A 13249-nucleotide genomic window follows, 5' to 3' on the forward strand; every position below is an offset into this window, starting at 1 on the left:
GGGGCGGGTATGAGCCTCGTCCCGTTGGCCGGCCGAGACAAGCCGCCTGCGCCCAAGTCGGGCTTGCGCCGATGCAAGGGAACAGGGCGCAATGGCCCCATCAGCCGGCCTTCGGCCTCGCCGGGGATGACGGGGACGCTGAAACCCGTCCGGCGATTGAGCGACGAGAGGGCTTCCGGCGCACCTCCCCAACCTGACCGAAATCCTACCACCCAGCGTGACGCTGCATGATAACTTTCCACCCGAATCCAGGCGCCGCCTGGCTTTGCCGCGAAATCTATCCCCCCTCGCCGAGCTCCAGCACCACCTTCTGCAGGGCGTGGTCGTCGGGATCGGGGCCGACCACGAAGCCGAGGTCGCGGGCCAGGGCCAGCATGCGGACGTTCTCGGCCAGCACCTGGCCGTAGATGCGCTTCGTTCCCTGCCGGCGGCCATAGGCGATGATCATCTTCATCAGCGACAGGCCGAGGCCGCGGCCCTGCTGGTCGGAGCGCACGAAGATCGCATACTCGGCGTTCTCGTTGTCCGGGTCGGCGTGGAGCCGAACCGCGCCGAGCATGTCGCCCCCCGTCGGGTCGAGGGCCACCAGAACCATCGAGCGGGCATAGTCGATCTGGGTGAGGCGGGCGATGAAGGCGTGGGAGAATTCCTTCACCGGGGCGAAGAAGCGCTGGCGCACGTCGTCCGGGTTCACCCGCTCGAAGAACGAGCGGAACAGCTGCTCGTCCTCGGGGCGGACGGGACGCACCCTGCAGGCGAAACCGCTCTCGGTGACGAGGTCCTGCTCCCATTCCTTCGGATAGGGGCGGATGGCGAAGCGCGGATGGCCGCCGCGCACCAGGCCCCTCGCCTTCGGCGCGCCGACGGCGATGCGGGCGTCGAGGGCGAGGATGCCGGAGGCATCCGCCAGCAGCGGGTTGATGTCGATCTCGGCCACCTGCGGCAGGTCGGCGGCGAGCTGCGACAGCCGCACCAGGATCTCGGCCACCTTCGGCGTGTCCACGGGCGGCACGTCGCGATAGCCGGCCATCTGCTTCGAAATGCGGGTGCGGGCGATCATGTCCCGGGCGATGCGCATGTCGAGCGGCGGCAGCGCGAGGGCGCGGTCCTTGATGAGCTCGACGGCCTTGCCGCCGCGGCCGAACAGCATCACCGAGCCGAAGGTCGGATCGTCGGCGAGGCCGGCGATGAGCTCGATGGCGCCGGGGCGGTGGATCATCGGCTGGACCATGACGCCGTCGATCCGCGCCTTCGGCATGGCGGCGGCGACGCGGGAGAGCATCTCGCTGACCGCCGCCTCCACCGCCGCGCGGGTGGCGAGCCCGAGCCTGACGCCGCCGACGTCGGACTTGTGGGTGATGTCGGGGGAGAGGATCTTCACGGCGATGGCCTGGCCTGCCTTCAGGAAGGGCTCGGCGAAATCGCCCGCCTCGCCGGCCGAGGCCGCTGCGGCGACCGGCACGGTCGGGATGCCGTAGGCGGTGAGGATGCGGTCGACGAGGATCGGGTCGAGCCAGCGCTTGCTCGCCTTCACCGCCGCGTCGAGTTCCCCCCGTAGCGCCGCGAGGTCCTCCGGCGAGACGATCTCGGCGTTTTCCGGTGTCTCCATCAGCGCGTCCTGGCCGCGCCGGTAGCGCACCATGTGCATGAAGCCGCGCACCGCCTCCGATTCCGTCGGATAGCTCGGCAGGCCGGCCTTGGCGAAGAGGTCGGTGGCCGCCTCCTGGTCGCCGAGCCAGACGGTGAAGACCGGCTTCATGCGGCCGCCGCGGGCCTTGCGGGCGGTGATGACGCCGGCCACCGCCTCGGCGGCGTCGAGGCTCGGCAGCAGCGCCGTCGGGCAGTTCATCACCAGCACCGCGTCGATCTCGCGGTCGTCGAGGGCGGCCTCCATGGCAGCGGCGTAGCGGGGCGCGTCGGCGTCGCCGATGATGTCGATGGGATTGCCGCCGGACCAGGTCGGCGGCATGGCGGCGTCGAGTGTCGCCTTCGTCGCCGTGCCGAGGCCGGCGAGCCGGCCGCCGTGATCCACCAGCGCGTCGACGGCGAGCACGCCGAGCCCGCCGCCGTTGGTGACGATGCCGAGCCGGTCGCCGGAGAACGTCGGATAGCGCGACAGGGTCTCGGCGGCGGCGATGAGTTCGTCGAGGTCGTTGACTCGCACGAGGCCCGCGCGCGCGAAGGCCGCGGCGTAGACGTCGTCCGCGCCCGCGAGCGCGCCCGTGTGGGACTTCGCAGCGCTCGCCGCCTGGAGGCTGCGGCCCGATTTCAGGACGATGACCGGCTTCGAGCGCGCGGCCGCGCGCGCGGAGGCCATGAACTTCCTCACGTCCTTGATCGCCTCGATGTAGACGAGGATCGCGCGCGTGCGATAGTCGGCGGCGAAATAGTCGAGGCAGTCGCCGGTATCGACGTCGAGCTGGTCGCCGAGCGTGACGACGCCGGAAAAGCCGATATGCCGCACCTCCGCCCACTCGAGCAGCGCCGCGGCGATGGCACCCGACTGCGACACCAGTGCCAGCGAGCCCGGCCGCGTCCGCCGCGAGGCGAAGCTCGCATCGACGCCGCCATGGGGCGCGATGACGCCGAAGCAGTTGGGCCCGACGAGACGGATCCCCTTCTCGCGCACCGCGGCGCCGAGCCGGCCGCTCGCCGCCTCGTATCCCTTGCGGTCGAGCGCGGAGATGACCACCGCCGCCGGCACGCCGAGCCGCGCCGCCTCCTCCACCAGCGCCGGCACGCTCGGCCCAGGCGTCGCCAGCACGGCGAGGTCGGGCACGACCGGCAGGCTGGAGAGGGAGGGGAAGGCGGCGAGGCCCGCCACGCTCCCGTGTTTCGGATTGACCGGCAGGAGCTGGCCGGTAAACCCGGCGCGCTTCATGTTGGCCATCAGTGCCTGCCCCATCGAGTGCGGCCGGTCGGTGGCGCCCACGACGGCGACGGAGCGCGGCGCGAAGAACCGGTCGAGACGATAGAGGGACATGGCGGGTCTCCGTCGGGGCGAGGGGGCAGAGGCCGGGGGCGCACTCTAGGCACAGGACGGCGGCGCAGGAAGACCGGCGCCGCCATCTCGTCGTGATCACCCGCCGGGCGCGACGACATGGATCAATGCTGCACCGCACACATGACGCTAGGAAGGCCGACGCGGCTCAGCCGCCATGCTTCTCGAGGAAAGCCTCCACCGGCAGCGTGCGGAAGTCCGGCAGCGCCTGCCGCAGCCGCTCGTGGTCCCAGTCCCACCAGGCGAGCGCTTCCAGCCGTTCGGCGACCGCTTCCGAAAAACGACGTTTGATCACCCGCGCCGGATTGCCGCCCACCACCGTGTAGGGCGCCACGTCCTTGGTCACGATGGCGCCCGCCGCCACCACCGCGCCGGTCCCGACATGCTTGCCCGCCAGCACCACGCCGCCATGGCCGATCCAGACGTCGTGGCCGATCGTCACGGCATGGGATCGACGCCAGTCGAAGAAGCCCGCCTCGTCCGGCTCGCCGTCGAAATAGCGCGAGGCGCGGTAGAGGAAGTGGCTCTGGCTCGCCCGCTCCATCGGGTGGTTGCCGGGGTTGATCCGCACATGGGAGGCGATGGAGCAGAACTTGCCGATGGTCGACATGTCGATCTGCCCGTCCTGGACGATGTAGGAATAGTCGCCCATCTCCGTCTCGGCGATCACGGTGCGGGCGCCGACCTCCGTATAGGCGCCGAGCCGGCTGTCCCGCACGTTGGCGGTGGGATGGATCGAGGGTTCGGGACCCAGCTTGCTCATGGCGGCATAATCCTGTCTGCGCTGCGTGCGCGGGCCGCACGTCCCCGCCACGGATGACGCGATGATGACGGGCGCATGACGGCCCCGCTGTATTCCCCAGAAATCGCGCGGCCGCCTTCTGCCCGAAACCTGTCACACGACTGTAATTCGGCTGGCCTAGAGCGCTGGGCAGGCGAAGGCTCGTCCCTTTGCCGCCTCGCTGTTCACCGGGAGCTGGCGGATGCTGACGATCGACGGGCTGTCGCGACGCTTCGGGGCGAAGATCGCGGTGGACGACGTCTCGCTGGATGTGTCCCGCGGCGCCTTCGTCGGCATCATCGGCCGCTCGGGCGCCGGCAAGTCCACCCTGCTGCGCATGATCAACCGCCTGCAGGAACCCTCCTCCGGTCGCATCCTCTGCGAAGGCCGCGACGTCACCGCCCTCTCGGGGGCGGCGCTGCGCGACTGGCGCCAGTCCTGCGCCATGATCTTCCAGCAGTTCAACCTGGTCGGCCGCCTCGACGTGCTGACCAACGTGCTGATGGGCCGTCTCAACCATGTGGGACAGACCCGCTCGCTGCTCAAGCTCTGGAGCGCCGAGGACAAGGCCATCGCCCTCTCCGCCCTGGAGCAGTTCGACATCGCCTCGCTCGCCGCGCAGCGTGCCGAAAGCCTGTCCGGCGGCCAGCAGCAGCGCGTCGCCATCGCCCGCGCCCTGGTGCAGGAACCGAAGATCATCCTCGCCGACGAGCCCATCGCCTCGCTCGACCCGCGCAACACCCGCATCGTCATGGATGCGCTGCAGCGGATCAACCGGCACTACGGCATCACCGTCGTCTGCAACCTCCATTCCCTCGACCTCGCCAGGTCCTATTGCGACCGGCTGGTCGGCATGGCCCAGGGTCGTGTCGTCTTCGACGGCGCGCCCGCTGACCTCACCGACGACGTCGCCCGCGACCTCTACGGCATCGAATCCGGCGACGTCCTCGACGGCCACACGCCCGTTCCCGTCCCTGCCCCGGCCCTGCCGGCGGCGGCCTTCGCCTGACGCATTCCCTCATCCACCCCGGGTCCCGGAGACCATCCCATGTTTGACCGCCGCCAGATCGTCGCCGGCCTCGCCGGCCTTCCCTTCGCCTCCGCTGCCGCTTCCGCCCAGGGCGCCTGGCAGACGCGCTTTCCCGAGCTCGTCTTCGCCGTCGTGCCGGCAGAGAACGCCTCGGGCCTCACCGAGCGCATGGCGCCGTTCAACGCCTACCTGTCGAAGGAGCTCGGCGTGAAGGTGACGCTCCGCATCGCCAACGACTATGCCGCGGTGATCGAGGGCCAGCGTGCCGGCCAGATCCATCTCGGGTATTATGGCCCCTCCTCCTATGTGCGCGCCCACACCGTCACCAACGGCGGCGTCGAGCCCTTCGTCACGACGATCAATTCCGACGGCTCGATCGGCTACTATTCGGTGCTCTATGTGAAGGCCAACAGCACCGCCGCCTCGATCCAGGACCTGAAGGGCAAGAATCTCTGCCTCGTCGACCCCAACTCGACCTCGGGCAACAACGTGCCGCGCTTCGCCATGAGCCGCATGGGCATCGCCAATCCGGACCAGCATTTCGCTCGCGTCGTCTATGCGGGCAGCCACGAGAATGCCATCACGGCGGTGGCCCAGGGCACCTGCGACGCCGCCTTCAACTGGTGGAACTCCGAGCAGGACTCGAACTTCTCGCGCATGGTCAACAAGAACATGGTGCGCAACGAGGACTTCAAGATCATCTTCAAGTCCGACCTGATCGCGGGGTCGCCCTATGCTTGGCTCACCGCGCTGCCGGCAGACGCCAAGGCCGCCATCCTGAAGGCCTTCCTCGAGGCTCCGCAGAAGGACAAGGCCGCCTTCGACCGCCTCTCCGACGGCAAGGACCGCGGCTTCCAGAAGGTCACGCATCAGGACTACATCCCCGTCGTGGAACTTCAGAAGTTCGTCGATCAGATGCGCCGCGCCCGCTCCTGACGGCATGAACCGGGGCTCCCGCCGCGCGGGAGCCCCTCGTCGTTCCGAAGACACGCCCAGGACATCCGCCATGCTCTCGCGCCGGCTCGCCCTGGCCCTCGCCGCCAGTCTGACCCTCGCCGCGCCGGCCCTCGGGCAGGCGGAGGACTGGCGCCGCACCCATCCCGAACTCGTCTTCTCGATCATTCCGTCCGAGAATTCCTCGGGCGTGCTCGACCGCTATTCCCCCTTCATGGCCTACCTGTCGAAGGCCCTCGGCGTGAAGGTGACCCTCAGGGTCGCCAGCGACTATGCCGCGGTGATCGAGAGCCTGCGCGCCGGACAGGTCCACTTCGCCCATATGGGCCCGGCCGCCTATGCCCGCGCCGCCATCGTCACCCAGAACGGCGTCGAGCCGCTCGTGACCATGGCCAACTCCCAGGGCGCCATCGGCTACTATTCGGTGCTCTACGTGCGCGCCGCCGACCCGGCCCAGAGCCTTGCGGACCTCCGGGGCCGGAACCTCTGCCTCGTCGACCCCAATTCGGCCTCCGGCAACAACGTGCCGCGCTTCGCCATGAACAAGCTCGGCATCGACCCCGAGGCCCATTTCGGCAAGATCGTCTATTCCGGGAGCCACGAGAACGCGGTGATCGGCCTCGGCCAGGGCACCTGCGACGCCGCCTTCAACTGGTGGAACACCGAGCGCGAGTCGAACCTTCTGCGCATGGTCGCCAAGTCCATGGCCCGTGCCGAGGACTACCGCATCATCTTCCGTTCCGACCTCATTCCCGGCTCGCCCATCACCATGATGCGCTCGGCGCCGGAAGCCCTCCGTGAGGCGGTGCGCCGCGCCTTCGTCGAGGCCGCCGCTACCGACCGCGAGGCCTTCCTGCGCATCAGCGACGGCACCGCCACCAGCTACGTTCCCGTCAGGACCGAGGACTATCAGGTGATGATCGATCTCTCGCGCTTCATCGACCAGATGCGCCGGCGGCGGAGCTGATCCCTCACCATGTCCAGCGCCGTTCCCCGCCTGCCCGACCACCAGCTCGCCGCCCTCGGCAGCGCCTATGCCGAGGCGGTCTCCGCCAAGCGTCGCCAGCTCGTCCTCGGCCTCGCGCTCTTCGCGCTCGCCTATGTCGTGGCCGGGATCGTGGCCGAGGTGCGCCCGACGACCTTCTTCACCAATCTCTGGCGCTTCACCGACTATCTCGGCCGCATCTTCACCCTCGAGCAGGGCGCCGCCGCCGGCCGCTTCGTCCTGTTCGACCCCGTCGAATGGATGTGGGGCTTCGACAAGTGGATGAAGCTCCTCTGGGAGACGCTGCTGATCGCCTATGTCGGCACGCTCACCGGCGCCATCGGCGGCTTACTTTTCGCCTTCCTTTCCGCCCGCAACCTCACGCCCAATTCCACCATCGGCTTCCTGGCGAAGCGTTGGCTGGAATTCTGCCGCACGGTGCCCGAAATCGTCTTCGCCCTCATCTTCGTGGTCGCCTTCGGCCTCGGCCCGGTGCCGGGGGTGCTGGCGATTGCCATCCACACCTTCGGTGCGCTCGGCAAGCAGTTCGCCGAGGTGGCCGAGAACATCGACATGAAGCCGGTGGACGGGCTGACCGCCACCGGCGCCACCTGGGCGGAGTGCATGCGCTTCGCCGTGGTGCCGCAGGTGCTCTCCAACTTCGCCAGCTACGCCCTGCTGCGCTTCGAGGTGAACGTGCGCGGCGCCGCCGTCATGGGCTTCGTCGGCGCCGGCGGCATCGGCCAGGACCTCGTCGAGGCCATCCGCAAGTTCTACTATTCCGACGTCTCCGCCATCCTGGTGCTGATCATCGCCACGGTCATGGTCATCGACCTCGCCACAGAGCGGCTGCGCCATCACCTCATCGGCATGGACAACCGCTCATGACCATGCCGACGACCGACCATCCGCTGCGCCTCGCAGCCCGTGCCGACCGCGACGGGCTCATCCAGCGCCACCCCGAGATTTTCCGCCCCTCACCCGCCCGAAGGATCCGCACCGGCCTGATCCTCGCCCTCCTCGCCGGCCTCTTCGCCTACGGGCTCGTCGTGCTCGATTTCGATGCGGCGAAGCTCGTCACCGGCGTCGGCAAGCTCGGCCAGTTCCTCTGGTTCATGCTGCCGCCCTCCACCGGCACCTGGGCGAAGTTCTTCGTCTATCTCCACGCCCTTGCCGAGACGGTCGCCATCGCCTTCCTCGGCACCTTCACAGCGGCGATGCTCGCCCTGCCGGTCGGTTTCCTCGCCGCGAAGAACGTCGTGCCCAACGTCGTCGTGCATTTCCTCTCGCGCCGCATCGTCGACACCATCCGCGGCGTCGACGAGCTGATCTGGGCGCTGATCTGGGTGAGCGTGGTCGGCCTCGGCCCCTTCGCCGGCGTGCTCGCCCTGCTCTGCGCCAATGTCGGCCTGTTCTCGAAGCTCTTCTCCGAAGCGATCGAGGCCGCCGACCGCAAGGCCTCCGAGGGCATCTCCTCCACCGGCGGCGGAAAGCTGCACGGCATCCGCTTCGCCATCCTGCCCCAGGTGTTGCCGATCTTCGGCAGCCAGGTGCTCTATTTCTTCGAGAGCAACACGCGCTCGGCGACCATCATCGGCATCGTCGGCGCCGGCGGCATCGGCCTGCATCTGGCCGAGCAGATCCGCGTGCTGGAATATCAGCACGTCTCGGCGCTGATCCTGATGATCCTCGTCACCGTCGCGATCATCGACCAGGTCTCGACGCGGCTGCGCTTCGCCCTCATCGGAGAGCGCGGGGCGCCCTGAGCCGGCCCTAGCCGCCCACCGTCAGGCGGACGCGGTCGGCGCAGAAATGCGAGCGCGCCCACTGGATCGGCACGCCGTCGGGGTCGACGTTGATGCTGTCGATGACGAGGACGGGCCGGCCTTCCGCGATCTCCAGCCGGGCCGAATCCGTGGCGTCGGCCACGGCCGCACCGATGCGGGTCGAGGCGCGGCGATAGTCCGGCACGCCGCAGGCCGAGAGCGCCGCCGTGATCGACCCTGTCGCCCCATAGACCTCCGGCACCTCGGCGAAGCGCGGGAGGGGGAAGGCGGCGAGAGCCCAGGAGATCGGCACCCCGTCGGCGAAATGCGCGCTCTCGATGAGCATCACCGGATCCTCGGGCGACAGGTCCAGCGCCTCGGCGATCTCGAGGCTGGCGCCGGCTTGCCTGTGCCCCAGGAGACGACCGGCGGGATCACGCGCCTGCCCGACGACGATCTCGGAGAAGCGCGTGCGGGTGCTGATCGGGTAGGAGAGGGGTTTCGCCTCCACATAGGTGCCCGAGCCCTGGGTGACCCGGACGAGCCCCTTGTCGACCAGCGACTTCACCGCCTGGCGCACCGTGTGGCGGTTGACGCCGAAGCGTTCGGTCAGCGCCGCCTCGGTCGGCAGGCGCGTGCCCGGAACCAGGCCGCCGCCGGCGATCTCGGCCTCGATCGCCTCGGCGATCTGCCGCCAGACCGTCACTCCCCTGCCCCGCGCCAGCATTGCCCCTCCCGTCATTCGCCTGTCACGGCTGGCGGCCGATATGCACGCCTGTCCCATCACCCGGTCCGCCCCGGCGCCGCAAGCGGCTTGCCCCGGAACCCGAACTGTCATAAAACCATAATCGTCTAGACGAATATACAAATCATGACAGACCGTTCCGAACCCACCGATTCACTGCAGACGGCCCGCAAGGCTACCATGGCGACGGTCGCCCGCGCGACCGTCGGCGAACTGGCGGCGCTGGAAACCCTGGCCGGCGAGGGCGCGGAGGTCCTGCGCGCACCCGAGATCGGCCTCGTCATGGTGCGCGGACGCATCGGCGGCGACGGCGCCCCCTTCAACCTCGGCGAGGCGACGGTGACCCGCGCCGCCATCTCGCTCCCCGGGGGCGTGATCGGCTTCGGCCACGTGCTCGGCCGCGACCGGGAGAAGGCGCGGCTCGCGGCGCTGGCGGACGCCCTCTGGCAGGCGCCCGCCACCCGCGAAGCCGTCGAGACCCTGCTCGCCCCGGTCCGCGACCGCATCGCCGCTGAGGCGGTGACGAAGCGGGAGCGCGCCGCCGCCACCCGCGTCGACTTCTTCACCATGGTGCGCGGAGACAACTGATGGCCCTCGCCCGCGCCTTCGCCGATCCGGTCCACGACGCCCAGAAGACCTTCCGGGCGGTGATGAACGCCATGGCCCGCCCCGGCACGCTCCAGCCTGTCGACGGCCTCGCCGGCGCCCCGACGCCGCTGTCGCCTGTCGCCGCCGCTGTCGCCGTGGCGCTCGCCGACTACGAGACGCCGCTCTGGCTCGACGGCCCGCTGGCCGCCTCGCCGGACGTCGCTGCCTGGCTCGCCTTCCACACCGGAGCGCGCATCGGCACTTCGCCCTCGCAGGCCGCCTTCGCCCTTGTCGCCGACACCGCCGCCTTGCCCGACCTTGCCGGCTTCGCCCAGGGCACGGACGTCTATCCCGACCGCTCGACGACGCTGATCGTGCAGGTGGAGGCGCTCTCCGGGGCCGCCACCCGCTTCCGTCTCGCCGGTCCCGGCATCTCCGGCCACGCCCATCTCGCCGTCGCCGGCCTGCCCGCCGACATCGCCGACCGCCTCGCGGCCAACCATGCGCTCTTCCCGCGCGGGGTCGACCTCGTCCTCGCCGGTCCCGAGGGCGTCGCCGCCCTCCCCCGTACCACCCGCGTCACTGTCGTGGAGGCCTGACCCATGTATGTGGCCGTCAAGGGCGGCGAGCGCGCCATCGACAACGCCCACCGCCTCCTCGCCCATGCCCGGCGCGGCGACCCGGCGGTGCCCGAGGTCGCGCCCGCCCAGATCCGCGAACAGCTCACCCTCGCGGTCGACCGGGTGATGACGGAGGGCTCGCTCTACGACCGCGACCTCGCCGCCATCGCCATCAAGCAGGCGCGCGGCGACCTCGTGGAGGCGGCCTTCCTCGTCCGCGCCTTCCGCACCACCCTGCCGCGCTTCGGCGCCAGCGAACCCGTCGACACCGGCGCCATGCAGGTGGCGCGCCGCGTCTCCGCCACCTTCAAGGACATTCCCGGCGGCCAGGTGCTGGGGCCGACCTTCGACTACACCCACCGCCTCGTCGATTTCCTGCTGGAGGCGGGCGCGGACGTCCCCGAGCCCGCCCACGCGCCGGCCGGCGAAACCGCCATGCCGCGCGTCACCGACCTCCTCGGCGCCGACGACCTCATCGAGCGCAACCCGCCGGGCGATCCGGACGCGCCGGTGCCAGACCTCACCCGCGAGCCCCTGGACCTGCCCGCCGGCCGCGACCTGCGCCTGCAGAACCTCGCCCGGGGCGATGAAGGGTTCATTCTCGCGCTCGGTTATTCCACCCAGCGCGGCTTCGGCCGTTCCCATCCCTTCGCCGGCGAGATCCGCCTCGGCGAGGTGGAGGTGGAGTTCGTCGCCGAGGATGTCGGCTTCGCCGTGCCGCTCGGCGAGATCACGGTCACCGAGTGCCAGATGGTCAACCAGTTCAAGGGCTCGGCCACCGAACCGCCGCGGTTCACCCGCGGCTACGGGCTCGCCTTCGGCCATTGCGAGCGGAAGACCATGGGCATGGCCCTGGTCGATCGAGCTCTTCGCGCAGAAGAGCTCGGCGAGGAGGTGAAGGCACCCGCCCAGGACGAGGAATTCGTGCTGATGCACTCGGACAACGTGCAGGCGACCGGCTTCGTCGAGCACCTGAAACTGCCGCACTATGTCGACTTCCAGGCCGAGCTCGGCCTCATCCGCCAGATGCGGCGGGAGATCGCCGAACGGCAGGCGGGCGGCGAGCCCCTCAAGGAGGCCGCAGAATGACCGTCCACCAGACCGCCTCCGGCTACAACTTCGCCTATCTCGACGAGCAGACGAAGCGGATGATCCGCCGCGCCATTCTCAAGGCCATCGCCATTCCCGGCTATCAGGTGCCCTTCGCTTCCCGCGAAATGCCGATGCCCTACGGCTGGGGCACCGGCGGCGTGCAGGTCACCGCCGCGATCCTCGGGGCGAGCGACCGCCTGAAGGTCATCGACCAGGGCGCCGACGACACCACCAACGCCGTCTCCATCCGCAAGTTCTTCGAGAAGACCTCGGGCGTGGAGACGACGACCCACACGGCCGAGGCCACCATCATCCAGACCCGGCACCGCATCCCCGAGAAGACGCTGACCGCCGATCAGGTCCTGGTCTACCAGGTGCCGATCCCCGAGCCGTTGCGCTTCCTCGAGCCACGCGAGACCGAGACGCGCGTCATGCACGCCCTCGAGGATTACGGGCTCATGCATGTGAAGCTCTACGAGGACATCGCCACCCACGGCCACATCGCCACCACCTACGCCTATCCGGTGAAGGTCGAGGACCGCTACGTGATGGACCCCTCGCCGACGCCGAAATTCGACAATCCGAAGATGAACGACTGCGCCGCCCTGCAGCTCTTCGGCGCCGGCCGCGAGAAGCGCATCTACGCCCTGCCGCCGCACACCAAGGTTGTCTCGCTCGATTTCGAGGACCATCCCTTCGAGCCGACCAAGTTCGACCATGCCTGCGCCCTCTGCGGCGCCACGCACACCTATCTCGACGAGGTCATCACCGACGATGCGGGCGGGCGGATGTTCGTCTGCTCCGACACCGACCACTGCGAGGAGCGGCGCGCCGAGGGCCATCGCGGCGATCTTCTCGGCGAGGCTCCGGCGGCGATCGCGGGAGCTGCGGAATGAGCGACGCCATGACCGACACGCCCCTTCTCACAGCCGAGAGCCTGACGAAGTTCTACGGTGCCCGCATCGGCTGCCGCGACGTCGGCTTCGAGCTCTTCCCCGGCGAGGTCCTCGCCGTGGTGGGCGAATCCGGCTCCGGCAAGTCGACGCTCCTCAAGCTCCTCTCCGGCCAGCTCGAACCCTCCGCCGGCCGCGTGCTCTACCGCATGCGCGACGGCGTCACCCGCGACATCCTCACCCTCTCCGAGGCCGAACGGCGCTTCCTCTTCCGCACCGACTGGGGCTTCGTCCACCAGCACGCCGAACAGGGCCTGCGCATGGGCGTCTCCGCCGGCGCCAATGTCGGCGAGCGGCTGATGGCGGTCGGCTGGCGGCACTACGGGAAGATCCGCGAGGAGGCCGAGACCTGGCTGGAGCGCGTCGAGATCGATGCGGACCGCATCGACGACCGTCCCACCGCCTATTCGGGCGGCATGCGCCAGCGCCTGCAGATCGCCCGCAACCTCGTCACGGCGCCGCGCCTCGTCTTCATGGACGAGCCGACCGGCGGGCTCGACGTCTCCGTGCAGGCGCGCCTCCTCGACCTCGTCCGCGGCCTCGTCGCCGATCTCGGCCTCGCCGCCGTGGTGGTGACCCACGACCTCGCGGTCGCCCGCCTCCTGTCCCACCGCATTCTCGTCATGAAGGACGGCCGCGCCATCGAAACCGGCCTCACCGACCAGGTGCTCGACGACCCGCGCGAGCCCTATACCCAGCTCCTCGTCTCCTCCATCCTGCAGCCGTGAGACGGA

13 protein-coding genes are annotated in these 13249 nt (G+C 69.6%); 10 read left to right on the forward strand and 3 right to left on the reverse strand.

Annotated elements, in window-relative coordinates; translation table 11 throughout:
• Positions 1 to 277 precede the first annotated feature (277 nt).
• Complete coding sequence (locus tag C6569_RS13060) at positions 278 to 2983, reverse strand: bifunctional acetate--CoA ligase family protein/GNAT family N-acetyltransferase (protein ID WP_106749264.1); 2706 nt, start codon at positions 2981 to 2983, stop codon at positions 278 to 280.
• 166 nt (positions 2984 to 3149) lie between these two features.
• Positions 3150 to 3764 (reverse strand): LbetaH domain-containing protein, encoded by a 615-nt coding sequence (locus C6569_RS13065; RefSeq protein WP_106749265.1) that lies wholly within the window; start codon positions 3762 to 3764, stop codon positions 3150 to 3152.
• 220 nt (positions 3765 to 3984) lie between these two features.
• On the opposite strand from C6569_RS13065, the gene phnC reads away from it, so the two are divergent.
• The 5 genes from phnC to phnE (C6569_RS13090) all read left to right on the forward strand — a co-directional run bounded on the left by phnC (position 3985) and on the right by phnE (C6569_RS13090) (position 8517).
• A complete protein-coding gene (gene phnC / locus C6569_RS13070; RefSeq protein ID WP_106749266.1) occupies positions 3985 to 4791 on the forward strand; it encodes a phosphonate ABC transporter ATP-binding protein in 807 nt (268 codons plus the stop codon).
• 39 nt (positions 4792 to 4830) lie between these two features.
• Positions 4831 to 5748, forward strand: coding sequence for a phosphonate ABC transporter substrate-binding protein (phnD, locus tag C6569_RS13075; protein WP_106749267.1), 918 nt, complete (start codon positions 4831 to 4833; stop codon positions 5746 to 5748).
• 70 nt (positions 5749 to 5818) lie between these two features.
• Entirely contained in the window at positions 5819 to 6733 is a 915-nt protein-coding gene (gene phnD, locus C6569_RS13080) for a phosphonate ABC transporter substrate-binding protein (RefSeq protein WP_106749268.1), read from the forward strand.
• Between the two features lie 9 nt (positions 6734 to 6742).
• The gene (gene phnE, locus C6569_RS13085; RefSeq protein ID WP_106749269.1) at positions 6743 to 7639 is read left to right on the forward strand and encodes a phosphonate ABC transporter, permease protein PhnE; all 897 of its coding nucleotides are present in this window, start codon (positions 6743 to 6745) and stop codon (positions 7637 to 7639) included.
• On the forward strand, positions 7636 to 8517 hold the full coding sequence (gene phnE / locus C6569_RS13090; RefSeq protein WP_106749270.1) for a phosphonate ABC transporter, permease protein PhnE: 882 nt from the start codon (positions 7636 to 7638) through the stop codon (positions 8515 to 8517). The genes phnE (C6569_RS13085) and phnE (C6569_RS13090) overlap by 4 nt, the downstream gene beginning before the upstream one ends.
• A 7-nt stretch (positions 8518 to 8524) precedes the next feature.
• Here the strand turns inward: phnE (C6569_RS13090) and phnF are convergent, their stop codons facing one another.
• The gene (phnF, locus tag C6569_RS13095) at positions 8525 to 9259 is read right to left on the reverse strand and encodes a phosphonate metabolism transcriptional regulator PhnF (protein WP_106749271.1); all 735 of its coding nucleotides are present in this window, start codon (positions 9257 to 9259) and stop codon (positions 8525 to 8527) included.
• 129 nt (positions 9260 to 9388) lie between these two features.
• Here phnF and phnG point away from each other — a divergent pair, with 129 nt between their 5' ends.
• The 5 genes from phnG to phnK are packed head-to-tail and all read left to right on the forward strand — an operon-like array spanning position 9389 to position 13243.
• The gene (phnG, locus tag C6569_RS13100) at positions 9389 to 9850 is read left to right on the forward strand and encodes a phosphonate C-P lyase system protein PhnG (protein ID WP_106749272.1); all 462 of its coding nucleotides are present in this window, start codon (positions 9389 to 9391) and stop codon (positions 9848 to 9850) included.
• Positions 9850 to 10449: a phosphonate C-P lyase system protein PhnH gene (phnH, locus tag C6569_RS13105; RefSeq protein ID WP_106749273.1), complete on the forward strand. Its 600-nt coding sequence runs from the start codon at positions 9850 to 9852 to the stop codon at positions 10447 to 10449. Before phnG ends, phnH begins: the two co-directional genes overlap by 1 nt.
• 3 nt (positions 10450 to 10452) lie before the next feature.
• Positions 10453 to 11559 (forward strand): carbon-phosphorus lyase complex subunit, encoded by a 1107-nt coding sequence (locus tag C6569_RS13110; protein ID WP_106749274.1) that lies wholly within the window; start codon positions 10453 to 10455, stop codon positions 11557 to 11559.
• Positions 11556 to 12458 (forward strand): alpha-D-ribose 1-methylphosphonate 5-phosphate C-P-lyase PhnJ, encoded by a 903-nt coding sequence (locus C6569_RS13115; RefSeq protein WP_106749275.1) that lies wholly within the window; start codon positions 11556 to 11558, stop codon positions 12456 to 12458. The genes C6569_RS13110 and C6569_RS13115 overlap by 4 nt, the downstream gene beginning before the upstream one ends.
• Positions 12455 to 13243 carry a phosphonate C-P lyase system protein PhnK gene (gene phnK / locus C6569_RS13120; RefSeq protein ID WP_106749276.1) on the forward strand — a complete coding sequence of 263 codons (789 nt, stop codon included), beginning with the start codon at positions 12455 to 12457 and terminating at the stop codon, positions 13241 to 13243. Before C6569_RS13115 ends, phnK begins: the two co-directional genes overlap by 4 nt.
• Positions 13244 to 13249: the final 6 nt, after the last annotated feature.

The organism is Phreatobacter cathodiphilus (genome assembly GCF_003008515.1).
Classification (GTDB): Bacteria; Pseudomonadota; Alphaproteobacteria; order Rhizobiales; family Phreatobacteraceae; genus Phreatobacter; species Phreatobacter cathodiphilus.

Coding starts and splice junctions, on each gene's coding strand:
- C6569_RS13060 (WP_106749264.1), bottom strand. CDS start 2,983: ATGTCCCTCTATCGTCTCGACCGGTTCTTCGCGCCGCGCTCCGTCGCC.
- phnH (WP_106749273.1), top strand. CDS start 9,850: ATGGCCCTCGCCCGCGCCTTCGCCGATCCGGTCCACGACGCCCAGAAG.
- phnG (WP_106749272.1), top strand. CDS start 9,389: ATGACAGACCGTTCCGAACCCACCGATTCACTGCAGACGGCCCGCAAG.
- phnC (WP_106749266.1), top strand. CDS start 3,985: ATGCTGACGATCGACGGGCTGTCGCGACGCTTCGGGGCGAAGATCGCG.
- phnF (WP_106749271.1), bottom strand. CDS start 9,259: ATGACGGGAGGGGCAATGCTGGCGCGGGGCAGGGGAGTGACGGTCTGG.
- C6569_RS13115 (WP_106749275.1), top strand. CDS start 11,556: ATGACCGTCCACCAGACCGCCTCCGGCTACAACTTCGCCTATCTCGAC.
- C6569_RS13110 (WP_106749274.1), top strand. CDS start 10,453: ATGTATGTGGCCGTCAAGGGCGGCGAGCGCGCCATCGACAACGCCCAC.
- C6569_RS13065 (WP_106749265.1), bottom strand. CDS start 3,764: ATGAGCAAGCTGGGTCCCGAACCCTCGATCCATCCCACCGCCAACGTG.
- phnE (WP_106749270.1), top strand. CDS start 7,636: ATGACCATGCCGACGACCGACCATCCGCTGCGCCTCGCAGCCCGTGCC.
- phnE (WP_106749269.1), top strand. CDS start 6,743: ATGTCCAGCGCCGTTCCCCGCCTGCCCGACCACCAGCTCGCCGCCCTC.
- phnD (WP_106749267.1), top strand. CDS start 4,831: ATGTTTGACCGCCGCCAGATCGTCGCCGGCCTCGCCGGCCTTCCCTTC.
- phnD (WP_106749268.1), top strand. CDS start 5,819: ATGCTCTCGCGCCGGCTCGCCCTGGCCCTCGCCGCCAGTCTGACCCTC.
- phnK (WP_106749276.1), top strand. CDS start 12,455: ATGAGCGACGCCATGACCGACACGCCCCTTCTCACAGCCGAGAGCCTG.